Source organism: Citrobacter sp. JGM124 (assembly GCF_018257795.1).
Lineage (GTDB): Bacteria > Pseudomonadota > Gammaproteobacteria > Enterobacterales > Enterobacteriaceae > JGM124.
The window spans coordinates 218,748-242,687 of record NZ_JAERJD010000007.1 but is presented as its reverse complement, the minus strand read 5'-3'; the positions used below and the strand labels follow the sequence as shown (position 1 = coordinate 242,687).

At 49.2% G+C, this 23,940-nt stretch carries 20 protein-coding genes; 18 read left to right on the top strand and 2 right to left on the bottom strand.

Features of this window, described 5'->3' with window-relative positions; genetic code table 11:
• Positions 1 to 60: 60 nt before the first annotated feature.
• The 5 genes from glnB to JK154_RS11815 all read left to right on the top strand — a co-directional run bounded on the left by glnB (position 61) and on the right by JK154_RS11815 (position 5,352).
• Complete coding sequence (glnB, locus tag JK154_RS11835) at positions 61 to 399, top strand: nitrogen regulatory protein P-II (RefSeq protein ID WP_211992737.1); 339 nt, start codon at positions 61 to 63, stop codon at positions 397 to 399.
• 523 nt (positions 400 to 922) lie between these two features.
• Positions 923 to 2,176 (top strand): serine hydroxymethyltransferase, encoded by a 1,254-nt coding sequence (glyA, locus tag JK154_RS11830; protein ID WP_211992795.1) that lies wholly within the window; start codon positions 923 to 925, stop codon positions 2,174 to 2,176.
• A 235-nt stretch (positions 2,177 to 2,411) separates the two neighbouring features.
• Entirely contained in the window at positions 2,412 to 3,551 is a 1,140-nt protein-coding gene (locus JK154_RS11825) for a 3-phenylpropionate MFS transporter (protein WP_211992736.1), read from the top strand.
• 188 nt (positions 3,552 to 3,739) lie between these two features.
• The gene (locus JK154_RS11820) at positions 3,740 to 4,387 is read left to right on the top strand and encodes a DUF1007 family protein (protein WP_211992735.1); all 648 of its coding nucleotides are present in this window, start codon (positions 3,740 to 3,742) and stop codon (positions 4,385 to 4,387) included.
• A complete protein-coding gene (locus JK154_RS11815) occupies positions 4,378 to 5,352 on the top strand; it encodes a nickel/cobalt transporter (RefSeq protein WP_211992734.1) in 975 nt (324 codons plus the stop codon). The genes JK154_RS11820 and JK154_RS11815 overlap by 10 nt, the downstream gene beginning before the upstream one ends.
• An 85-nt stretch (positions 5,353 to 5,437) precedes the next feature.
• On the opposite strand, the gene suhB is transcribed toward JK154_RS11815, so the two are convergent.
• Positions 5,438 to 6,241 (bottom strand): inositol-1-monophosphatase, encoded by an 804-nt coding sequence (gene suhB / locus JK154_RS11810; RefSeq protein WP_211992733.1) that lies wholly within the window; start codon positions 6,239 to 6,241, stop codon positions 5,438 to 5,440.
• Between the two features lie 120 nt (positions 6,242 to 6,361).
• Here suhB and trmJ point away from each other — a divergent pair, with 120 nt between their 5' ends.
• From trmJ to sseB, 11 genes are all read left to right on the top strand, one after another.
• Positions 6,362 to 7,102 carry a tRNA (cytosine(32)/uridine(32)-2'-O)-methyltransferase TrmJ gene (trmJ, locus tag JK154_RS11805; protein ID WP_211992732.1) on the top strand — a complete coding sequence of 247 codons (741 nt, stop codon included), beginning with the start codon at positions 6,362 to 6,364 and terminating at the stop codon, positions 7,100 to 7,102.
• A 128-nt stretch (positions 7,103 to 7,230) separates the two neighbouring features.
• Entirely contained in the window at positions 7,231 to 7,719 is a 489-nt protein-coding gene (gene iscR, locus JK154_RS11800) for a Fe-S cluster assembly transcriptional regulator IscR (RefSeq protein WP_211992731.1), read from the top strand.
• 107 nt (positions 7,720 to 7,826) lie between these two features.
• The gene (locus tag JK154_RS11795) at positions 7,827 to 9,041 is read left to right on the top strand and encodes an IscS subfamily cysteine desulfurase (RefSeq protein WP_211992730.1); all 1,215 of its coding nucleotides are present in this window, start codon (positions 7,827 to 7,829) and stop codon (positions 9,039 to 9,041) included.
• Between the two features lie 27 nt (positions 9,042 to 9,068).
• Positions 9,069 to 9,455, top strand: coding sequence for a Fe-S cluster assembly scaffold IscU (iscU, locus tag JK154_RS11790; RefSeq protein ID WP_211992729.1), 387 nt, complete (start codon positions 9,069 to 9,071; stop codon positions 9,453 to 9,455).
• A gap of 138 nt (positions 9,456 to 9,593) precedes the next feature.
• Positions 9,594 to 9,917, top strand: coding sequence for an iron-sulfur cluster assembly protein IscA (gene iscA, locus JK154_RS11785; protein WP_211992728.1), 324 nt, complete (start codon positions 9,594 to 9,596; stop codon positions 9,915 to 9,917).
• Positions 9,918 to 10,005: 88 nt separating this feature from the next.
• Positions 10,006 to 10,521, top strand: coding sequence for a co-chaperone HscB (gene hscB / locus JK154_RS11780; RefSeq protein WP_211992727.1), 516 nt, complete (start codon positions 10,006 to 10,008; stop codon positions 10,519 to 10,521).
• A 36-nt stretch (positions 10,522 to 10,557) separates the two neighbouring features.
• Positions 10,558 to 12,408, top strand: coding sequence for a Fe-S protein assembly chaperone HscA (gene hscA / locus JK154_RS11775; protein ID WP_211992726.1), 1,851 nt, complete (start codon positions 10,558 to 10,560; stop codon positions 12,406 to 12,408).
• A gap of 1 nt (position 12,409) precedes the next feature.
• A complete protein-coding gene (gene fdx, locus JK154_RS11770; RefSeq protein ID WP_211992725.1) occupies positions 12,410 to 12,745 on the top strand; it encodes an ISC system 2Fe-2S type ferredoxin in 336 nt (111 codons plus the stop codon).
• 11 nt (positions 12,746 to 12,756) lie between these two features.
• Positions 12,757 to 12,957 carry a Fe-S cluster assembly protein IscX gene (gene iscX / locus JK154_RS11765; protein WP_211992724.1) on the top strand — a complete coding sequence of 67 codons (201 nt, stop codon included), beginning with the start codon at positions 12,757 to 12,759 and terminating at the stop codon, positions 12,955 to 12,957.
• Positions 12,958 to 13,121: 164 nt separating this feature from the next.
• Complete coding sequence (pepB, locus tag JK154_RS11760) at positions 13,122 to 14,405, top strand: aminopeptidase PepB (RefSeq protein WP_211992723.1); 1,284 nt, start codon at positions 13,122 to 13,124, stop codon at positions 14,403 to 14,405.
• Positions 14,406 to 14,471: 66 nt separating this feature from the next.
• On the top strand, positions 14,472 to 15,248 hold the full coding sequence (gene sseB / locus JK154_RS11755) for an enhanced serine sensitivity protein SseB (RefSeq protein ID WP_211992722.1): 777 nt from the start codon (positions 14,472 to 14,474) through the stop codon (positions 15,246 to 15,248).
• A gap of 78 nt (positions 15,249 to 15,326) precedes the next feature.
• Here the strand turns inward: sseB and sseA are convergent, their stop codons facing one another.
• The gene (sseA, locus tag JK154_RS11750; RefSeq protein ID WP_211992721.1) at positions 15,327 to 16,175 is read right to left on the bottom strand and encodes a 3-mercaptopyruvate sulfurtransferase; all 849 of its coding nucleotides are present in this window, start codon (positions 16,173 to 16,175) and stop codon (positions 15,327 to 15,329) included.
• 348 nt (positions 16,176 to 16,523) lie between these two features.
• Between sseA and JK154_RS11745 the strand changes: the two genes are divergently transcribed.
• Both JK154_RS11745 and pbpC read left to right on the top strand, forming a co-directional pair.
• Positions 16,524 to 21,494, top strand: a complete 4,971-nt coding sequence (locus tag JK154_RS11745) for an alpha-2-macroglobulin (RefSeq protein WP_211992720.1) — start codon at positions 16,524 to 16,526, stop codon at positions 21,492 to 21,494.
• A 12-nt stretch (positions 21,495 to 21,506) separates the two neighbouring features.
• On the top strand, positions 21,507 to 23,816 hold the full coding sequence (gene pbpC, locus JK154_RS11740; protein WP_211992719.1) for a peptidoglycan glycosyltransferase PbpC: 2,310 nt from the start codon (positions 21,507 to 21,509) through the stop codon (positions 23,814 to 23,816).
• Positions 23,817 to 23,940: the final 124 nt, after the last annotated feature.

Sequence of the window (23,940 nt, the reverse complement as noted above, 5' to 3'; positions counted from 1 at the left end):
GTGATCACCGATTGATAACAAAAAGCAGCATACGATGGGGTCTGGGGAAAGCGTAATAACATGAAAAAGATTGATGCAATTATTAAACCATTCAAGCTCGATGATGTGCGAGAAGCACTGGCCGAAGTGGGTATCACAGGGATGACGGTAACCGAAGTTAAAGGTTTCGGTCGTCAGAAGGGCCATACTGAGCTCTATCGTGGCGCTGAGTATATGGTGGATTTTCTGCCAAAAGTTAAGCTTGAGCTGGTGGTCACTGACGATATCGTGGATATTTGTGTGGACACTATTGTGCGTACGGCACAGACCGGGAAAATCGGTGACGGTAAAATTTTTGTTTTTGATGTCGCTCGTGTGGTACGAATTCGTACCGGTGAGGAAGACGACGCGGCGATTTAACGGATTATTAAAAGGCCTCTGCGTTTCAACCCGGATCCAGGGGCTGTCATATTTTTAAATTAAGGGTTCGCCAGTTAATTAATATTCACTCCTTCCTGTTTTCCTTTTCTGTCACTTCAGGTTTTATTTTCCACTGCAGGAATCATCGGATTAAATCAGATATTAACCATGTTTAATGTAGCGTTATCCCTACTATCTACTGTTCTGATTTAAAGATTCATCTCACTCTCTATTTTATGCTGTTATCTGTGGCGGATGACAGGGTGAGGCAAGCAGTGAAAGGCGCGGACAAGTTGCACTGAACATGAAAAATGCGCATCATGCTGATGAGAAATTATCCAGCGAACAGAAAATTTTTTTATTGCAAGGAACCCTTATCTCATGCCTGGGTAATCGTTTGCGTAAAAACCTTAATCAAGCCCTATCACCCAACTCTATTTCGGTTTACACTGTTGCCTGTCGCCCAAAAGGGCTCCCCATTATTGTCGTAAAAGTTTACCGTCAGCTGAGTCAGGAGATGCGAATGTTAAAGCGTGAAATGAACATTGCCGATTATGATGCCGAATTGTGGCAGGCTATGGAACAAGAGAAAGTACGTCAGGAAGAGCACATCGAGCTGATCGCCTCCGAAAACTATACCAGCCCGCGTGTTATGCAGGCACAGGGATCGCAGCTGACGAACAAATATGCTGAAGGGTACCCAGGCAAACGTTACTACGGTGGCTGTGAGTACGTTGATATTGTTGAACAACTGGCAATCGACCGGGCTAAAGAACTGTTTGGCGCTGACTATGCTAACGTTCAACCTCACTCAGGCTCTCAGGCTAACTTTGCCGTCTACACCGCGTTGCTGGAGCCAGGCGATACTGTACTGGGCATGAATCTGGCTCACGGTGGTCACCTGACACATGGCTCCCCGGTAAACTTCTCCGGTAAATTATACAATATCGTCCCTTACGGTATCGATGAAACCGGCCATATTGATTATGTCGAGCTGGAAAAACTGGCTAAAGAACATAAACCTAAGATGATTATCGGTGGTTTCTCTGCCTATTCAGGGGTTGTTGACTGGGCTAAAATGCGTGAAATCGCTGATTCAGTCGGGGCTTATCTGTTTGTTGATATGGCACACGTTGCGGGGCTTATCGCTGCTGATGTTTATCCAAACCCAGTTCCTCACGCTCACGTGGTTACCACGACAACCCATAAAACGCTGGCTGGTCCACGCGGTGGCTTGATCCTGGCGAAAGATGGCAGTGAAGAGTTATACAAAAAACTTAACTCTGCAGTGTTCCCTGGTGGACAAGGCGGCCCGTTGATGCACGTTATCGCCGGTAAAGCTGTTGCCCTGAAAGAAGCGCTGGAGCCAGAATTTAAAGTCTATCAGCAACAAGTGGCTAAAAACGCTAAAGCAATGGTAGAAGTCTTCCTGGAACGTGGTTATAACGTGGTTTCCGGTGGTACTGATAACCATCTGTTCCTGCTGGACCTGGTCGATAAAAACCTGACGGGCAAAGAAGCTGATGCAGCGCTGGGCCGTGCAAATATCACTGTTAACAAAAACAGTGTGCCTAACGATCCGAAGAGCCCATTTGTCACTTCTGGTATTCGTATTGGCAGCCCGGCAATCACTCGTCGTGGTTTTAAAGAAGCGGAAGCGAAAGAACTGGCTGGCTGGATGTGTGATATCCTGGACAACATTAATGATGAAGCCATCATTGAAGCGACAAAACAAAAGGTTCTTGATATCTGCGCTCGTTTCCCGGTTTATGCGTAAGTTCTGGTCCTGTAATTTCCCTATGTTGCTAAACATGGGATGAATAAAAAGGCCATCACCATGGTGTGATGGCTTTTTTGTTTTCCTGCCGCTGAAAATCTTCATACCTGAGTCCCACGTGACTTGCTTAAATATGGTCATCACATGACCTGTGAATATGCCACATAATTGTCGTAGATGACTTGCAAGACAATAACTTATCCCCGACACTAGCTCCCTGAAAATGGGAGGAAACATGGTTGTTCAATCCACGCTTTGGTTAGCATTGAGTTACTTCACCTATTTTTTTAGTTACGGCATTTTTTTGCCGTTCTGGAGTTTGTGGCTGGAAGGTGTCGGCTTATCACCAGAAACTATCGGCATTTTACTGGCAGCAGGGCTCATCGCACGTTTTCTCGGGAGCTTATTACTCGCCCCCAGGGTGACTAATCCTTGCTGGTTGGTTAGTGCATTACGTCTGTTAGCATTACTCTCTCTTGTTTTCATGGTGGCCTTTTGGCTCGGCCAGACCTCAGCCTGGTTACTGATGGTTATGGTTGGTTTTAACCTCTTCTTTTCACCTTTGGTTCCCCTCACCGATGCCCTGGCAGGAACCTGGCAGCGCCAGTTTCCCCTTGATTATGGCCGTGTCAGATTATGGGGATCGCTGGCATTTGTGATTGGGTCAGCCATTACCGGAAAACTGGTGAGTGAGTTCAGCTATCAGGCGATTCTGGTGTTAATGAGCATTGGTATTGCCTCAATGCTGATTGGTATGATGCTTCGTCCCTCGATTATGCCTGAGGGGAAAATCGCCCATCAGGAAACGATGGGTTGGGCGTCATGGAAGCGTTTGATTATCGGCGACTGGCGATTTTTAGCGTGCGCCACTTTATTGCAGGGGGCTCATGCTGCTTACTATGGTTTCAGTGCCATTTACTGGCAGAGTGAAGGTTACTCTGCCTCGGTGGTCGGGTACCTGTGGTCGCTGAGTGTGGTAGCTGAAATTATCATTTTTGCCTTGAGCCATCGAATTTTTCGCCGCTGGACGACGCGTGATTTGCTGTTACTTTCGGGTATTACGGGGATTCTGCGCTGGGGGTTAATGGCATCGAGCACTGAACTTTCATGGTTAATTGTCACGCAAATCATGCACTGTGGTAGTTTCACCGTTTGCCATCTTGCTGCCATGCGTTATATCTCGGCTCGCCATGGTCATGAAGTGATTCGTTTGCAATCGGTCTATTCAGCGGTGGCAATGGGGGGGGGGATCGCAATTATGACCTTACTATCGGGCTATTTGTACCAGCATATGCAAGGGCAGATGTTCTGGATCATGGCATTGATAGCCTTGCCCGCTCTGTTTATACGTCCCAAAGTCAGTGCCAGATCGTAGTATTTTGATAATCAAGGCAGATACAGACAGGGTGTACCTGCCTCGCTTATCGTGAAAGTAAAAACCGGTAAGCATTCTGGATTTTAACATGGTACAGACCATATGTTTCCAGGGGTGAAATGCTTACACGGTTTGGGCGTGTATCTTTTTGCCTTACTGACGAAAAAAATATTCATCCAGAGGAATCTATGAATGATAAACGGGGCCTGATTATTGGGTTCATCTTGCTAATGAGTGGGCTGGTTTCATTCCCTGCACAAGCCCATCCACATAGCTTTATTTCCCTTAAAACGACCCCAGTGATTGATCAGGGACGGTTTACTGGGCTAAAAATGCAGTGGTTGATGGATGACCTCACCTCCGCAGACCTGCTCTATGATGCGGGGGATGCGGCACCAGATTCCCCTGTCTGGAAGAAGCTGGCTGCTGAAGTCATGGCTAATGTGCTGGCGCAGCATTATTTTACTGAAGTCTGGCATCAAGGAAATAAAGTGAAGTTTACCTCCAACCCGCCAGAATATCGGTTAGAGCGGGTTGGGAACCAGGCGATGCTTAGTTTTGTATTACCGCTGGCCAGGCCCCTGGCGCTTGAGGGAACCCGTTTTACGTTTTCGACTTTTGATCCCTCATTTTATGTTGATATGAAATATGACCATGATACAGATGCTTTTTTACCTCCATCTTTAGCACCTCGTTGTCAGATATCTGTTGCAACACCAGAGCCAAGTGAAGAGATGCTACTTTATGCCGCTGCGCTGGATAAAGAAGACGCCCCACCGGAAGATATGGCATTAGGCCAGCAATTCGCTCAACAGGTAACCTTACAATGTCAATGATAACGCCCCTGAAACGGGTGGGTTTCCACTGGTGGCCATTGTTGATTTTTCTTGTTGTGGCGACTTTCTCTGTCTTTTCACTTTGGGTCTATTGGCCGCAAATTTTAATGCAGTCGACTCAGTGGCAGCGCGCTATTAATCAGGAGTTGAGTGGGCTATTACGTCTGATGGCTGAAAACCCGGCCAAGGCAGGATGGACACTTTTAACGGTAAGTTTTAGTTATGGGGTATTGCATGCCCTGGGACCCGGGCACGGTAAAATTGTTATTACTACCTGGCTTGCGACACACCCCTCAAAACTGAAAACAAGTTTAAAGCTGACTTTTGCCGCTTCACTGTTGCAGGGGCTGGTGGCTATTGCCCTGGTAACCGTGATGCTGGTTGTGCTGCAGTTATCCTCCCGGCAATTACATCTTGGCAGCTTTTGGCTGGAAAAGGGCAGCTATTTACTGGTTGGTGGACTGGGCGTATTGCTTTGTTGGCGTGCCATACAGCGTTTACGGGTCTTGCTCCGCCGACCGTCAACATTTCGATCTTTTGTTCCCGTTCATGCCCATAACGAACATTGTGGTTGTGGCCATCAGCATATCCCGAATCAACAACAGCTTAACGCGGGGGATGACTGGCGTGCTCACCTGATGGTCGTCGTATCCATGGGAATACGACCATGTTCAGGAGCCATTATGGTGCTGCTGTTCAGTAAAATTATTGGTGTTTTTAGCTGGGGGGTAGTATCTGTCCTCGCGATGGCCGTGGGGACGGCGCTTACGCTTTCCGGGCTGGCAGTGCTGGTGCAGGGGTGCAGATCTCTGGCTGTCAGACTGAGCAAAAATCGTGGTTCGGTATTGTGGCAACAGGTGGGGTGGTCAACGCTGGCACTGGCTGGAGGTGTAATCCTGGTCGTGGCGGCCCTGATCATGTGGAACAGTTTACAGCCCGTAGTCCGGGGCATACGTCCTTTTTAAGGCCAGTAAAGACAAAGGGGAAATGTATTTCCCCTTTGAATAAAGGCCAGTCCCCTCAAAGAGGACTTGAACATGAGGGTAAACCTTAGCGTTTCAGGGCTTCGCTCAGTTCATCACGCATCAATGCCAGCATTGATTTTACCACACGTGGATTACCGGCAATAATATTGCCAGTCAGCAGGTAGTTATGGCCACCAGTGAAGTCACAAACCAGGCTGCCTGACTCACGAGCCAGCAGTTCTCCTGCAGCGAAATCCCAAGGCTTCAAACCAATTTCAAAGAAACCATCGACACGGCCAGAGGCGACATAAGCTAAATCGAGAGCGGCTGAACCTGTGCGGCGGAAATCAGCACATTGAGTAAACAATTTGCCAATGATATTGATGTAAGTCGCGGCGTACTGCTTCTGTTTGAATGGGAAACCTGTTGCCAGAACAGTGCCGTCGAGATCACGTGCATTACTGCCACGCAGGCGGTAGCCGTTCAGTTGCGCGCCCTGACCACGGACAGCACTGAACAATTCGTTACGCATAGGATCATAAACAACGGCAACTTCGGTGCGGCCTTTAATACGCACCGCGATAGAAACAGAGAAATGCGGTAAACGTTTAATGAAGTTAGTAGTGCCATCCAGTGGATCGATAACCCATTGCACATCTTGATCTTCACCTGCCAGTTCACCAGCTTCTTCGGTGATAATGGTATGTTTTGGATAAGACTTACGGATAACTTCAATAATCAGGCGCTCGGCTTCTTTATCGATGTTAGTCACAAAGTCATTGCTGCCTTTTTGGCTAGCTTCAACAGCGTCAGGTGTTTCGTAACTTTTGGCAATTAAATTGCCCGCCTTGCGCGCAGCGCGCACGGCGATGTTAAGCATCGGATGCATCGGTCTCTCTCACTGGATTTTAAAGAACGGAAAACGCGGCGGAGTATAGCAGAGCGTTCGGAATATGTCCCAATGATATGATAAGATATTACGATATTCTTCTTCAGGCTTTGAATGATAATGCTGCAAAATGTACGAATTGTGCTGGTTGAAACTTCACATACTGGCAATATGGGCTCCGTAGCCCGCGCAATGAAAACCATGGGGTTAACCAATCTTTGGCTGGTGAATCCATTGGTCAGACCGGACTCACAGGCGATAGCTTTGGCGGCGGGTGCCAGTGATGTGATTGGCAATGCTCAAATTGTTGATACGCTCGATGAAGCATTAGCCGGATGTAGCCTGGTTGTTGGGACGAGCGCTCGTTCCCGTACCTTGCCCTGGCCAATGCTTGATCCACGTGAGTGTGGTATTAAAAGCGTTACCGAAGCGCAGAATACCCCAGTGGCGATTGTTTTCGGCCGTGAGCGTGTCGGGCTAACCAATGATGAATTGCAAAAATGCCACTATCACGTTGCCATTCAGGCAAACCCTGAATACAGTTCTCTGAATTTGGCGATGGCAGTACAAATCCTCGCTTATGAAGTTCGTATTGCCTGGCTGGCGACACAAAACGAAGGCCAGGAGGCGCAACAGAATCCGGAAGAGGAGCATTATCCTCTGGTCGACGATCTTGAGCGTTTTTACGGCCATCTGGAAAAAGCCCTGTCAAATAGTGGCTTTATTCGTCCGACCCATCCTGGGCAAGTAATGAGCAGATTACGTCGTCTGTTTACTCGCGCTCGCCCTGAAAGCCAGGAGCTGAACATCCTCCGTGGGATGCTCACTTCACTGGAACAGCATAATAAATCAGAGAAATAATACTTGAGTAAATTACTAGGTTAAATAGTTGACCAAATCACTCAGGAATGTCAGACTTGTCTCTTGCTATGTGAACTATCATTTTTGGAACCCCCCGGAACGAGGGGCTATTTGAGGCTAAGTAAGACATGAGACTGACATCTAAAGGGCGCTATGCCGTTACCGCAATGCTTGACGTCGCATTGAACTCGGAATCGGGTCCAGTACCACTGGCCGACATCTCTGAGCGTCAGGGCATTTCGCTTTCTTACCTGGAGCAGCTATTTTCGCGCCTGCGTAAAAATGGTCTCGTTGCTAGTGTCCGTGGGCCGGGTGGTGGTTATCTGCTGGGTAAAGAAGCCGGTAGTATCGCCGTTGGTGAAGTGATCAGCGCTGTCGATGAATCTGTGGATGCCACGCGTTGTCAGGGTAAAGGCGGCTGCCAGGGGGGAGACAAGTGTCTGACTCATGCCCTGTGGCGCGACTTAAGTGATCGCCTGACGGGTTTCCTGAACAATATCACATTGGGTGAACTGGTTAATCACCAGGAAGTTCTGGATGTATCCGACCGTCAGCATAGTGAAAATCATCGTACACTGCGTCCTCAGGATGCGATTGACGTAAAACTGCGCGCATAAGCAGAAAAACGAATTTTAGAATCAGACAGGCAGACCGCAACTGATAACGGCTACAACCTTTTAAGTCTGGTTCTTCATATTGAAGTGATGTACGGAGCTTAAGAGCAATGAAATTACCGATTTACCTCGACTACTCTGCTACCACACCGGTCGATCCGCGTGTTGCGCAGAAAATGATGCAGTTTTTAACAATGGATGGCACCTTCGGGAATCCGGCATCTCGCTCACACCGTTTCGGCTGGCAAGCAGAAGAGGCCGTTGATATTGCCCGTAATCAAGTTGCAGACTTGATCGGTGCAGATCCACGTGAAATTGTCTTTACTTCTGGTGCCACTGAGTCAGATAACCTGGCGATTAAAGGGGCTGCGAATTTTTACCAGAAGAAAGGCAAGCATGTCATTACCGTTAAAACTGAGCATAAAGCGGTGCTGGATACTTGCCGTCAGTTAGAGCGCGAAGGCTTTGAAGTCACCTACCTGTCTCCACAGGTTAATGGCATCCTTGACTTGAAAGTGCTGGAAGCGGCTATGCGCGATGACACTATTCTGGTTTCTGTTATGCATGTTAACAACGAAATCGGTGTGGTACAGGATATCGCGACTATTGGTGAAATGTGCCGTGCACGTGGCATTGTTTTCCATGTTGATGCGACCCAGAGCGTGGGTAAATTACCTATTGATTTAAGCCAGTTGAAAGTGGATCTGATGTCCTTTTCTGGCCATAAAATTTATGGTCCTAAAGGTATCGGTGGCCTGTTTGTTCGTCGTAAACCGCGTATCCGCATTGAAGCACAGATGCACGGTGGCGGTCATGAACGTGGTATGCGTTCTGGTACATTGCCTGTTCATCAGATTGTCGGTATGGGTGAAGCCTACCGTATTGCTAAAGAAGAGATGGCAACGGAAATGGCGCGGCTGGGTGCTTTGCGCCAGCGTCTATGGGATGGCGTGAAAGATATGGAAGAGGTGTATCTGAACGGCGACCTGGAGCATGGTGTTCCGACTATTCTTAACGTCAGCTTTAACTATGTTGAAGGTGAATCTCTGATTATGGCCCTGAAGGACTTGGCAGTCTCTTCTGGTTCAGCCTGTACATCAGCAAGCCTTGAGCCTTCTTATGTGTTACGTGCTCTGGGTATGAATGATGAACTGGCACACAGTTCTATCCGTTTCTCTTTAGGCCGTTTTACCACGGAAGAAGAGATTGATTACACCATTAAACTGGTAAGAAATTCTATCGGTCGTTTGCGCGATCTTTCTCCTCTGTGGGAAATGTTTAAGCAGGGTGTTGATCTTAATTCCATCGAATGGGCGCATCATTAATCCGTTTCGGACTCAGGAGAAGTAAAAATGGCTTATAGCGAAAAAGTAATCGATCATTATGAAAATCCACGTAATGTGGGTTCTTTTGACAATGCTGATACCAGCGTAGGGTCTGGCATGGTAGGCGCCCCGGCTTGTGGCGATGTCATGAAGTTGCAGATTAAAGTTAATAATGAAGGTATCATTGAAGACGCACGCTTCAAGACCTATGGCTGTGGTTCTGCTATCGCGTCCAGTTCTTTGCTGACCGAATGGGTAAAGGGCAAGTCACTGGATGAAGCACAGGCGATTAAAAATACTGATATCGCTGACGAACTTGAGTTGCCACCCGTTAAGATTCACTGCTCAATTCTTGCAGAAGATGCTATCAAGGCAGCTATTGCGGATTATAAAAGCAAGCGTGATTCAAAATAATAGACGCAAGAGCTTGTCGTCAGACGGCAAGCTCGGGAGTCCCTGAAAGCTTACTCAGGTAGGTGATGTTGCATGAATACCATTGTTATTTATGCAACAGAGGTATGGCGAGAGATAATATCTGATTGAGGTTGTGGTATGTCAATTACCCTCAGCGATAGTGCTGCAGATCGTGTGAATTCTTTCCTTGTTAATCGTGGAAAAGGATTTGGTTTACGCTTAGGCGTTCGCACTTCTGGTTGTTCCGGTATGGCTTATGTTCTGGAGTTTGTTGACGAACCTCAGGCAGATGACACCATCTTTGAAGATAAAGGTGTAAAAGTCGTTGTCGATGGTAAAAGTCTGCAATTCTTAAACGGAACCCAACTCGACTTTGTCAAAGAAGGTCTTAACGAAGGGTTTAAGTTCACCAATCCTAACGTGAAAGATGAGTGTGGCTGCGGCGAAAGCTTCCACGTCTGAATCAGCATAGCAGGCTATCCGCGCAAGCAGATAGCCTGTGACTCCACATAACCCATTCAGCATTTACCTGATAAAACTCGAGTCTGTTATGGATTATTTTACTCTGTTTGGACTAGCACCAGGCTACGCTGTAGACATGCAGCAACTGGCTGCGCGTTACCAAGAATTGCAGCGTCAATTCCACCCTGACAAATATGCCAGCCGCCCTCAGGCGGAGCAGCTCCTGGCCGTCAATCAATCTGCAACGATCAATCAGGCATGGCAAACATTACGCCACCCATTGTTACGTGCTGAGTATTTGCTGTTGCTGAATGGTTTTGATCTTGCAAATGAGCAGCACACTGTTCGTGATACCGTCTTCTTAATGGAACAGCTTGAGCTACGTGAAGAGCTGGACAGTATCGAACAATCTGGCGACAGTGACAAGCTCGATGCTTTTGCTACCCGTGTTGCTGACATGGTCAAAACGCGCAGTTCGCAAATGGTGCGCGAGCTAGACAGCCAGGAATGGACACTCGCGGCGGATACTGTGCGTAAGCTACGCTTTCTCGATAAATTACAGCATCACATAGAACAACTCGAAGAGAAGCTCAGCGATTTTTAATGCCTAATCTAGGGCCTGGATTTTTGGAAGTTTAATATGGCGTTATTACAAATTAGTGAGCCAGGAATGGCGGCTGCGCCCCACCAGCGTCGACTGGCTGCGGGTATTGATCTCGGCACAACCCATTCTCTGGTTGCCACCGTGCGCAGTGGGCAAGCCCAAACGTTGCCAGACAGTGAGGGACGGTATCTGCTCCCTTCCGTCGTGCATTATCAATCCGAAAGTCACCGTGTTGGCTGGGATGCGCGCGCTCAGGCGGCACAAGATCCGGTGAATACCATCAGTTCAGTCAAACGCCTGATGGGGCGTTCACTGGTGGATATTCAAACCCGCTATCCTCATCTTCCTTATCAGTTCAGCGCCAGCGAAAGCGGACTACCTTTGATCAATACCCCTGCAGGATTACTGAATCCGGTACGGGTTTCTGCCGATATTCTGGCTACGCTGATCCAGCGTGCTCAGGAAAGTCTGGACGGGCCTCTCGATGGTGTGGTTATCACGGTCCCAGCCTATTTTGATGATGCCCAGCGTCAGGGAACAAAAGATGCCGCCAGGCTGGCAGGGGTACATGTATTACGTTTACTTAATGAACCAACCGCTGCTGCTATAGCCTATGGTCTGGATTCCGGTCAGGAAGGTGTTATCGCGGTCTATGACTTAGGTGGCGGTACCTTTGATATCTCTATTTTACGCCTGAGCCGCGGTGTGTTTGAAGTATTAGCCACGGGAGGCGATTCCGCTTTAGGGGGGGATGATTTTGACCACCTTCTGGCTGACTGGCTGGGCGAAAAACTGGGCATTGATGTCCAGGGTGACTTGAGCTTACAGCGTCAATTGCTGGATGCGGCTACCTCGGCAAAAATCGCCCTTAGCGATGCACCAAGCGTGAAAGTTGAACTGGCCGGTAAGCAGACTGAGGTCACCCGGGAGCAATTTGAAACGCTAATTGCCGGTTTGGTTAAACGGACACTGCTCGCTTGCCGTCGTGCCTTGCGTGACGCAGGCGTTGAGGCCGAAGATATTCTGGAAGTCGTTATGGTCGGTGGTTCAACGCGTGTACCGCTGGTCCGTGAACGAGTGGGTGATTTTTTTGGCCGCCAGCCACTCACCTCTATCGACCCGGATAAAGTGGTTGCCATGGGCGCAGCCATCCAGGCTGATATCCTCGTTGGTAATAAGCCTGATAGTGAAATGCTGCTGCTGGATGTCATTCCACTGTCACTGGGTCTTGAAACCATGGGAGGGCTGGTAGAAAAAGTCATTGGCCGTAATACCACGATCCCAGTCGCCAAAGCCCAGGAGTTCACTACCTTTAAAGATGGCCAGACTGCGATGGCTATTCATGTTATGCAGGGGGAGCGTGAACTGGTTCAGGATTGTCGCTCGCTGGCGCGGTTTACCTTGCGGGGTATCCCACCGATGGCGGCAGGCGCTGCACATATTCGTGTCACGTTCCAGGTTGATGCTGATGGTTTGCTTAGTGTCACTGCCATGGAAAAATCTACCGGGGTAGAAGCGTCTATTCAGGTTAAACCCTCTTATGGTCTGAGTGATGGTGAAATTGCCACCATGATTCAGGACTCGATGAGCTATGCCGAGCATGATGTCAAAGCACGTATGCTGGCAGAACAAAAAGTGGAGGCTGCTCGCGTGCTGGAAAGCCTGCAGAGTGCGCTGAAAGCAGATGCTGTGTTGTTAAACGAGACTGAACGCTCAGTTATTGACGCTGCGATGGCGGCATTGGTCACCGCGACTCAGTCCGATGATGCCAACGCAATTGAAAATGAAATCAAAAACGTAGACAAACAAACCCAGGAATTTGCGGCACGTCGTATGGATCTCTCTATCCGTACCGCGTTGACCGGTCATTCTGTGGACGAGGTTTAATATGCCAAAGATTGTTTTTCTGCCTCATCAGGATCTCTGTCCGGATGGCGCAGTACTCGAAGCGCAGCAAGGTGAAACTATTCTCGACGTTGCTCTGCGTAACGGGATCGAAATTGAGCACGCGTGTGAAAAATCCTGTGCTTGTACCACTTGCCACTGTATCGTCCGTGAAGGTTTTGATTCACTTGCGGAAAGTAGCGAAGAAGAAGACGACATGCTGGATAAAGCCTGGGGTCTTGAGCCAGATAGCCGCTTAAGTTGCCAGGCCCGTGTAACAGATGAAGACTTAGTGGTTGAAATGCCACGTTACACTATCAATCATGCACGTGAACACTAGCCGAGGCGGATATGGGATTAAAATGGACCGATAGCCGTGAAATTGGTGAAGCGCTGTATGACAGTCGCCCGGATATTGATCCGACCACTGTTCGCTTCACCGATATGCACCAGTGGGTTTGTGAACTGGAAGAGTTTGACGATAACCCTGAGGCATCTAACGAAAAAGTACTGGAAGCAATTTTGTTAGTCTGGTTAGACGAAGCGCAATAAAAGCCTTGTATTCTGTTAAGGCCATAAACAATCCCGGAAGCCCGCGGGTTCATTTATGCCCTTAATCATAAAGAGGGAATTTGATTTTACCTCTGAACTGTCAATAACGGGCTGCCTGTGGCGGCCCTTTTTTATTGGCAATGCTGAACGAGAAGGATAAGAAAATGACCGATGCCATGAAAATTACACTTTCCACTCAGCCTGCGGATGCGCGCTGGGGTGATAAAGCACTGTACAGTATTAACGATGAAGGTATTACACTCCATGTTGCAGGTGGCGACAGCCTGGGCAGAATTCAGCGTGCAGCACGTAAAATTGACACACAAGGTATTAAACACGTTCTGTTAGCAGGCGAAGGCTGGGATGTAGAAAAAAGCTGGGCATTCTGGCAAGGCTATAGGGCACCGAAAAATACCGGTAAAGTTGACTGGGCGGTGTTGAACGAGCAAGAGCAAACTGAACTGAATAACCGTATTCAAATTATCGATTGGGTGCGTCATACCATCAATACGCCGGCAGAAGATTTGAGTCCGGGGCGTCTGGCTTCACGAGCGGTTGATCTGCTGTGCGAAGTGGCTTGCGATCATATTTCCTACCGGATAACCAAAGGGGAAGATCTGCGCGAACAGAACTATATGGGGCTCCATACTGTTGGGCGTGGATCCGATCGTGCCCCTGTGCTGCTGGCATTAGACTATAACCCAACGGGCAACCCGGATGCTGAAGTGTATGCCTGTCTGGTGGGGAAAGGCATCACCTTTGATAGCGGTGGTTATAGCCTGAAACAGAGTGCATTTATGGACTCAATGAAATCTGACATGGGCGGTGCAGCGACGGTTACCGGAGCACTGGCCTTTGCGATTACTCGTGGTTTAAACAAACGCGTTAAGTTATACCTCTGCTGTGCAGATAATATGGTGAGCGGTAATGCGTTTAAACTCGGGGATATCATTACTTATCGCAACGGTAAAACCGTTGAAATCATGAATACTGATGCGGAAGGTCGCCTGGTTCTGGCTGATGGCTTGATTGATGCCTCTGCTCAAAACCCTGAATTGATTATTGACTGTGCCACCCTGACCGGCGCAGCTAAAACCGCGCTGGGAAATGATTACCATGCTCTGTTCAGCTTTGACGATGAGCTGGCGGGGCGTTTGTTAGCCAGTGCTGAACAAGAATTTGAACCATTCTGGCGTTTGCCTCTGGCTGAATTTCACCGCAACCAGTTGCCTTCAAATTTTGCCGAATTAAACAATGTTGCCGGGGCTGGGTATACTGCCGGGGCAAGTACTGCGGCAGGTTTCCTCTCTCACTTTGTGGAAAACTACCGTCAGGGCTGGTTGCATATTGATTGTTCTGCAACTTACCGTAAAAGCGCGATTGATCAGTGGTCTGCCGGTGCGACCGGTTTAGGTGTCCGTACCATTGCTAATTTATTACTGAGTTAATTATCTTTTCTGTGGTCTTGGGGGGCATGGCTCCCCATAGCCAGGAATGCAGCTCTCGGAAATATCATGTCAGAATCAAAAAATGAACTGGAAACGCTGCTGGAACAAGCTGCCACGGAAGCGGCCCACCGTCCTGCCTTTTTTCGGGTATTAATGGAATCTACGGTTTGGGTACCAGGGAAAGGGGTGACGGGCGAAGCGATAGATGCCAGTAGTGCGGTCGAGCTACAGCACTGGGAAAAGGAAGATCTTACCTCAGTGATCCCTTTTTTCACCTCACTGGAGGCATTGCAGCGCGCAGTCACTGAGGAGCAGTCTTTTGTCGTCATGCCAGTACGAACCTTATTTGAAATCACTCTTGGCAATACCCTATTTTTAAATGCCAGACTGCCGACAGGTAAAGAGTTTACCCCGAGTGAAATTAGCCACCTCCTGAGTCATGAAGGTGACGCATTAACACAACAGGAAGTTCTGGAAGGGGGTGTTTCGTTATTGCTGTCAGAGGTAGTTGAGCCGCCAGCTCAAATGGTTGATTCGTTAACAACGCTGTTTAAAAACCTCAAAAACGTTAAGCGTGCTTTCCTCTGCTCGATTAAAGAACAGTCGGAAGAACACCCAAATCTGCTGATTGGGATTGAGGCTGATAACGATATTGAGGCGATTATTCGCCAGACTGGCAGTGTGGCAACAGACACCTTATCAGGTGATGATCCGATTGATATTTGCCAGGTTGTTGAAGGTGAAAAAGGCGTCAGCCACTTTATGATTGCGCATATTACCCCATTTTATGAACGTCGTTGGGGCAGTTTTCTGCGCGATTTTAAGAATAACCGTATTATCTGACTATTCTTGTTTTAGTTTGATTAGCACACAGGTCAGGCAAAGAATTCGCCTGACCTGTGCTGTTTTTAATACGGTGTCTTAAGCAGGTTCAATGGGTAAATCTGAGCGTGAGCCCCATTCACTCCATGACCCATCATAAAGGGAAACATCATTCGCATTAAGTGTTGCCAGCGCCAGTACGATGACGGCGGCAGTAACACCGGAACCACAACTGACAATAATCGGGCGGTTAAAATCGATACCTTGCTGATGGAAAATGTCAGTGAGTTCATCAACCGTTTTGAGCTGCCCATCTTCTACGACACGGGTCCAGGGAATATTAAGCGCACCTGGAATATGACCACGTTTCAGCCCCGGACGAGGTTCGTCCATCTCACCATTAAAACGGGCCGCAGGGCGGGCATCCACCAGCTGGGCCGTGCCTTCATGACTGACTAATAATACCTCGGTGAGGCGTTTAATGACTTCAGGGTGAAAACTGACGGTAAACTCACTTTCGGTAACGGTGGGTTCACCTTGTTCAAGGGCATAATCTTCACCCGTCCAGCGTTGTAACCCACCAGCCAGAATGGAGATCTTTTCCACCCCAAAGTTTTTTAGCATCCACCAGGCTCTGGGTGCAGAAAAGAGATTGCCGTCATCATAAACCACCAGATGTTTATCATTATCAATACCCCTCTCGCGCATCGCAACCGCGAAGGCTTCAGGGCGTGGCATCATATGTGGCAGAGGACTACTGTGGTCAGAAAGGGCTTCTATATCGAACAGAATTGCTCCAGGAATATGCCCGGCAAGGTATTCTGCAGGAATGTCACGGGATGCATCTGGCCCCGAGGGGGGAGCCATGCGTGCATCAAGGATTTGAACATTACCGTCATTAATATGTTCTGCAAGCCAGTCGCTTGCGACGAAGAAAGAGGTGGACATAGTAGGTTGGCCTCTGTTTCATCAAGTAAAGATTGATTGTCGTTTTTTTTAGGTGATTCGACAAGTGGCCCAACAGCTGAGTGAGAGATAACGCTTAAAATGCCACGATTTATTCTGTAAGGCTGACCTCCGATTAGCGCGCCATTAGTCATTCCTGTGCCTGTTACTTTATGAAGTAATCGTTAATTTGCGGCACTTCTTATATTAATGCCCCCAATTTACCCGGGATACTTTACATTGTGTTCGGATAGTAGACTAATGAATGCAGTTAACAACGAAGGTGGGTAACATATCCCCGGTTCAGATAAAGCCAACGTCGTTATTGTGACAGGGAATCAAGGATAAATCATGAAACAGAACGCATTCATCAGCTTGATGCTATTACTCGGTAGCGTGATCAGCCTGACAGGTTGTGACGATGAGACTAAAAAGCAGGCACAAGATACGCCACAAGCGACACGTACTGAACAGCCAGCCTCTGTCAGTAATAAGCTGAGTGTTGAGCAGCTTGATAAATTGCGCCAGCAGTCCCAGGGTAAACCTTTTACCCTTCTGGATGTTTCTGAGGTTCAGCTTGATGGCGCGAACGCCCTGTCATTAACCTTCTCTGTGCCACTTGACCCAGACCAGGATTTTCGCCGTGTATTAAAAGTGACGGATAAATCAGAAGGGGCGCTGGACGGCGCCTGGGAACTGTCACCCAACCTGAAAACAGTCTATCTGCGCCACCTTGAGCCCAATCGTGAGCTTAATATCGCCGTTGATGAAGGATTGCTGGCGCTGAACCATACTCAGCTTAGTCAGTCAAAAAGCGAATCGCTCACCACCAGGGATATTCAACCCAGCGTTGGTTTCGCCAGTACCGGGTCACTTTTGCCCAGTAAAGTTATTTCCGGGCTGCCAGTAATGGCTCTGAATGTCGATAAGATAGATGTAAACTTCTATCGTGTAAATGAGCGCTCACTGAGCAAATTTATCCATGAATGGCGTTACCGTAGCTCACTCAGTAGCTGGGAATCAGATGAAATATTGGATATGGATGATCTGGTTTACACCGGGCGTTTTGATCTCAATCCTGAGCGTAACAAGAGTGAAAAATTGCTACTTCCTCTCTCCGCCATCAAACCATTACAACAGCCCGGAGTCTATCTGGCAGTGATGAGTAAAGCTGGGAGCTATGCTTATACCAACCCGGCAACACTGTTCACGCTCAGTGATATTGGTTTGTCAGCTCACCGTTATAATGACCGCCTCGATATTTATACCCAGAGTCTGGAAGAGGGTCAGGTACTGCCTGAAGTCGAATTAACTTTAATGGATAGTAAGGGCTCACCTGTTGGTCATACGGTGAGTGATGCTGATGGCCATGCCAGTTTTAATCATTCAGGCAACGATGGAGTGCTGTTGGCACACCAGGGCGGTCAGACCACTTTGTTAGATTTACGCCGCCCTGCACTGGACCTGGCTGAATTCAATATTTCGGGTGAGCAGGATCATGACAAGCAGCTTTTTCTGTTTGGGCCAAGAGATCTCTACCGCCCTGGTGAAACCGTCATCCTTAATGGCTTAATGCGAGACCGGGAAGGTAAGCCTTTACCTGAACAACCTGTGAAACTGGAGGTAATAAAACCTGACGGGCAGGTGAGTTACACTCAGACCTGGCAACCACAGAATGGCCTTTATCAATTTACTTATCGGCTGGGGGATAATGTCAGTACCGGGCGCTGGCAGATTCGTGCCAATACCGGAGACAATCAGCCGCGTAACTGGTCGTTTCAGGTTGAAGATTTCATGCCCGAACGTATGGCGCTGGAGTTAACGACCCAGAGTTCCCCTGTGACACCTGAAGATGATGTTGAGTTTGAGGTGAGTGGCCGTTATCTCTATGGCGCACCTGCTGCTGGTAACTCTCTCCAGGGCCAGCTCTTTGTCCGACCATTGCGTGACGCGGTAGCAAAACTGCCAGGTTTTCAGTTTGGTGATATTAATGAAAAGAACTTGTATCGCAACCTTGATGAGGTTGAACTGACTCTCAATGAACAAGGGCATGGCACTATTAGCACAGCAAGCCAGTGGCAGGAAACCCATTCGCCTCTGCGGGTGATATTACAGGCAAGTTTGCTGGAGTCGGGGGGGCGCCCGGTCACCCGACGGGCGGAGCAGATTGTCTGGCCCGCCAGTCAATTACCAGGTATTCGCCCGCAGTTTAACAGCAAAGAAGTTTACGACTATCGTACCAATACCACCCAGACTCGTCCCATTGTGGATGAAAACAGTCTGGCGGGGTTTGATATTGTCTATGGGGACCCCGCCGGCAATAAACATGCGGTTAATGACTTGAATGTTAAATTGATTCAAGAACGCCGCGATTATTACTGGAGCTGGAGCGAGAGCGATGGCTGGCAGTCACAATATGACCAGAAAGAGCTGGTCCAGGCGGAGCAACCGCTTAATCTGGCAGAAGGCGAGACGGGAAGCGTCTCATTCCCTGTGGAATGGGGGGCTTATCGTCTTGAAGTGGAAGATCCACAACATGGCATAACCAGTAGTGTGCGTTTCTGGGCTGGATATGACTGGCAGGATAACAGTGGAACAGATGGTGGTAAGCGACCGGATCAAGTGACATTAAAACTGGACAAACCTGCGTATAACCCCGGGGATACTGTGCATCTTAGCATTAATGCACCAGCAGCAGGGCAAGGCTATGCGCTGATCGAATCCAGTGAAGGTCCATTATGGTGGCAGGCTATTGATGTCCCTGAAGGGGGCATGATGCTTGATATTCCCATCGACAGTCGCTGGAAACGGCAGGATTTATATATCAGTGCATTGGTGGTGCGTCCGGGGGATCCTTCCCGTTCTGCAACCCTAAAAAGGGCGGTAGGTGTCTTACATTTACCATTGTCTGAAGAACACCACCGGTTACAGCTCACTCTCAACAGCCCGGATAAAATGACGCCGAACCAGGATCTCCATGTCAAGGTTAAGGCCAGCACGACTGAAGGAGCATTACCTCAACAGATCAAGGTGCTGTTATCCGCCGTTGATATTGGCGTGCTGAATATTACTGACTATAAAACCCCATCACCCTGGGATGCCTTCTTTGGCCGCAAGCGCTACGGTGCGGATATTTATGATATCTATGGTCAGGTGATTGAAGGTTCAGGCCGACTGGCATCGTTGAGTTTTGGTGGTGACGGGGACGAAGGTGATGAATTGAGCCGTGGTGGTAAGAAGCCGGTGAATCACGTCAATATTGTGGCACAGCAGGCTGTGCCGGTCACTCTTGATGAGCATGGAGAGGGGACAGTAAGCCTGCCTGTTGGGGATTTCAACGGTGAGCTAAAAATTATGGCTCAAGCCTGGAGTGACGATAAGTTTGGTAGCGGAGAAAGCCACACCCTGGTTGCAGCCCCATTAATTACAGAACTGGCAGCACCGCGGTTTATGGCGGGGGGAGATCAGTCCCGGCTGGCACTGGATGTGAGCAACATGACCGATGTCGTGCAGAATATTCAGGTTCACCTTGCCGCAGCCGGGCTGCTGAGACTTGATGCTACTCAGCCTCAATCATCACTTGTGCTGAGTCCCGGGGAGCGTAAAACGTTATTTATTCCAGTAACCGCGAAAGAAGGATGGGGGACAGGTGAACTGAATCTTGTTGTCAGTGGCCCGGCGCTACCGGGTGATCAGCGCCTGACCAAAAACTGGAAAATAGGTATTCGCCCCGCATTTCCTGCCACAACGTCGAACAGTGGTGTTGTTCTGGCAACGGATGAGGTCTGGACTTTCCCCCCGGAACTTATTTCGGGCTTAGTACCTGAAACTATTGAAGGGCAACTGTTAATAAGTGGCCAGCCACCGTTAAACCTCTCACGCTATATTCGTGAGCTCAATGCCTATCCTTATGGCTGTCTTGAGCAAACTGTTAGCGGGCTTTATCCCTCGCTCTATACGAATCAACTATCACTGACTCAGCTTGGTATCAAAGGTATCAGTGATAGTCTGCGCCATGAGGCGGTAGAGACAGGGATTGGGCGGCTGCTTGATATGCAAAATGATAAAGGCGGATTTGGCCTGTGGGATAAATCCGGCCCGGAAGAATATTGGTTAACGGCTTATGCCACAGACTTCCTGGTACGTGCGGCCGAACAAGGCTATCACGTGAATACAGACGTACTGAATAAAGCCAATAAGCGTTTGTTACAGTATCTCACTGACCCCAGCCTGATTGATATTCGTTATGGTAATCAAGTGGCAGCCAGCCGGTTTGCTGTTCAGGCTTATGCCGGGTTAGTACTGGCCCGCCAGCAGAAAGCCCCCCTGGGGGCTTTAAGAGAGCTATGGGCTCGCCATGGCCAAAGTGAAAACGGTTTACCGCTAGTGCAATTAGGTGTGGCGCTCAAACTTATGGGAGATGATCCACGTAGTCAGAAAGCCCTCGAGCTGGGTTTAGCCACGCCTCGTCGTGATGATCGGGTTTGGTTGGGTGATTATGGCAGTGATCTCAGGGATTTGGCTGCTATGCTCAGTTTGCTCGAGGAGTATGCCTTGTTACCGGAACAACAGAATCAGCTATTACTCCAGCTCTCTAATCGGGCATGGGGGGAGCGCTGGCTTTCAACACAAGAGACCAATGCTTTGTTCCTGGCGGGGCGTAATCTGCACAATAAACAGGATAACTGGCAGGCACTGACTTCATTGTCAGATCAGCCCGTAACCGGTACTCAGCCGAAAACACTAAATTTGACGGCAGACCCGTTAGCGCATCTGTCGGTTCAGAACCGTGGAGAGCAGCCTCTTTATCTGCGTGTGGACAGTTCAGGTTATTTGCAACAGATGCCTCAGCCTCAGGCCAATGTTCTGCATATAGAGAGGCAATTCCTTGACAGTGATGGTAACAACCGTTCTCTGTCGTCCCTCAGGAGTGGTGAGCTGGTAATCGTCAAACTGAGTGTCTGGGCAGACAGAGATGTGCCTGATGCGCTGGTGGTTGATATGTTACCTGCAGGGTTTGAACTGGAAAATCAGAACCTGGCCAACAGCAGTGCTCAGTTTAGCGATAACGCGCCAGGAAGCCAGTTAAGTCAATGGGTTGAACAAATGCAGCAGCAGGATATACAGCACATGGAATTTCGTGATGACAGATTTGTGGCAGCCTTGTCCCTGCCGCGAAAAGAGCATGCTACCTTGCTCTATCTGGCACGTGCAGTGACCCCTGGCACCTATCGGGTGCCCATGCCCCAGGTTGAGTCTATGTATGTTCCCCAGTGGCGGGCAACAGGGGCAACCCCGGCAAGTTTGACCATTGTACCTTAGGGAATCCTGGGGATGAAAAAGCAGCGTTATCGATTCTGGTTTGGGCTTATAGCGCTGCCCTTTTTTTTACTCTGGCTGGCGGATCGTTGCTGGCCGGTACCCGTTAATGACACCAGCCCGGCTCGTGTGGTAGTGGCAAAGGATGGCACCCCCCTGTGGCGTTTTGCTGATAAAGAAGGGGTGTGGCGCTATCCAGTGATTCCTGAACAGGTATCTCCTTTATACCTGGACGCTTTAATAAATTACGAGGATCGTGGGTTCTGGTATCACCCGGGGGTTAACCCTTTTTCATTACTTCGTGCTGGCTGGCAGTTTATTCGCAATGGGGAAATTATTTCAGGCGGCAGCACGCTGACAATGCAAGTTGCCCGTTTACTGGAGCCACACCCCCGCACCATGAGCGGAAAAATACGCCAGATCTGGCGTGCATTTCAGCTGGAATGGCATTATTCAAAGAAAGAGATTCTGACTCTGTATCTTAATCTGGCTCCTTTTGGAGGAACCTTGCAGGGGATTGGTGCCGCCAGTTGGGCTTACCTCGGTAAGGCCCCGTCAGACCTCAGTTATTCTGAAGCAGCGCTGCTGGCGGTTTTACCCCAGGCCCCCAGCCGTTTACGACCTGATCGTTGGCCAGAACGGGCACAGCAGGCACGGGACAAGGTATTGCTACGGATGAAAAACCAAGGATTGTGGCCTGCGCAGCAGGTTGACGAATCACTGGAAGAACCCGTCTGGCTGGCCCCAAGGCAGGTGCCACAGCAGGCACCATTGTTATCCCGTTACCTTGCCAGCCAGCATCAGAGCTCGTTGATCACCACGACTATTGATGCCCCATTACAACGCCAGCTAGAAACACTGGCACTGAACTGGAAAGCGGGATTGCCCGCCCGCACGTCACTGGCAATTCTGGTTGTTGATCACAGTACTATGGATGTTCAGGCCTGGATTGGTTCAGCGGATATCAATGACAGCAGCCGTTTCGGGCATGTGGATATGATCACCGCGGTTCGGTCGCCGGGCTCCGTACTCAAGCCCTTTCTTTTTGGTATGGCACTGGATGATGGGCTGATTCACCCCGCTTCATTACTTCAGGACGTGCCACGTCATTTTAGCGATTATCGGCCCGGGAATTTTGACACTGGCTTTAATGGGCCTGTCAGTATGAGCGATGCATTAGTACGATCCTTAAATTTACCCGCCGTGCAGGTACTGGAGGCTTATGGCCCGAAACGTTTTGCGGCTGAATTACGCAATATTGGTTTGAATCTTTACCTGCCACCCGGCAGTGAGCCAAATCTCTCATTAATTCTTGGGGGCGGTGGGGCGAGGCTGGATAAGCTGGTGGCGGCCTATAGTGCTTTTGCCCGTCATGGCAAAGCTGCCGATTTGCGTTTACTCGCGACAGACGAATTACGTGAGCGTCAATTAATGTCTCCGGGAGCCGCCTGGATAATACGTCGTATCCTGGCGGGGCAATCTCAGCCTGTGCCGGATGGTGACTTGTCTCCAGTGGTTCCTTTAGCCTGGAAAACCGGTACCAGCTATGGTTATCGGGATGCATGGGCGATAGGTCTCAATGCGCGCTATATAATAGGGGTCTGGGTAGGGCGGCCTGATGGTACACCCACTGCCGGGCAATTTGGGCAAAGAAGTGCACTACCGTTGCTTAATCAAGTCAACAATGTTCTCCAGGCAACGTCAAGAGTGCAGCAGCTGCGGATGCCGGTTGATTTACGCCCTGACAGTGTTACTCCCGCCGAAATATGCTGGCCGGGGGGGCAATCGCTCCCCCCGGGTGACAGTAATTGTCGTCGTCGCCTGATGACCTGGTTATTAGACAAAAGCCAGCCGCCCACTCTCCAGGCTCCCGGCCAGGAGGGCATTCAAGGAATACAACAGCGGATATGGGGCGATAAGCATGGGGACAGCGTGGCGCCCGATTGCCCGGATGCACACCCACGGCAGGTGATGCTATGGCCATTAGCGCTTGAGCCGTGGCTGACACCATCCGAGCAACGAGCCCAGCGTTTGCCACCGGCTTCAGCGATATGCCCTCCGAGACAGGTACCGGCGCTGACCCCGTTATTACTCTTTGGTGTCCGTAATGGAGAAACGTTAAAACGCTTACCGGGCCAGCAGCAGTTAGCCGTTAAAATCTTTTCCCAGGGAGGGCAGGGAAAGCATTTTTGGTTCGTCAATGGGGCGGTTGTTGACAGCCATGATTCAACGCTTGCACTGGAATTAAGCCATGCAGGTCACTATCAAATTCTGGTGCTGGATGACGGGGGACAAACTGCCACCGTTCATTTTGATTTGCAGTAGTTTGCTCTGGAAAATGGCTGATTAGGGCAATATTGTTATCACTGAACGGTTTTTTTTAAAAAAATGTTATCTCTATCCATAGGCAACAGCAAAGTTGCTCATTATAATCTGCGCCCACTCACAC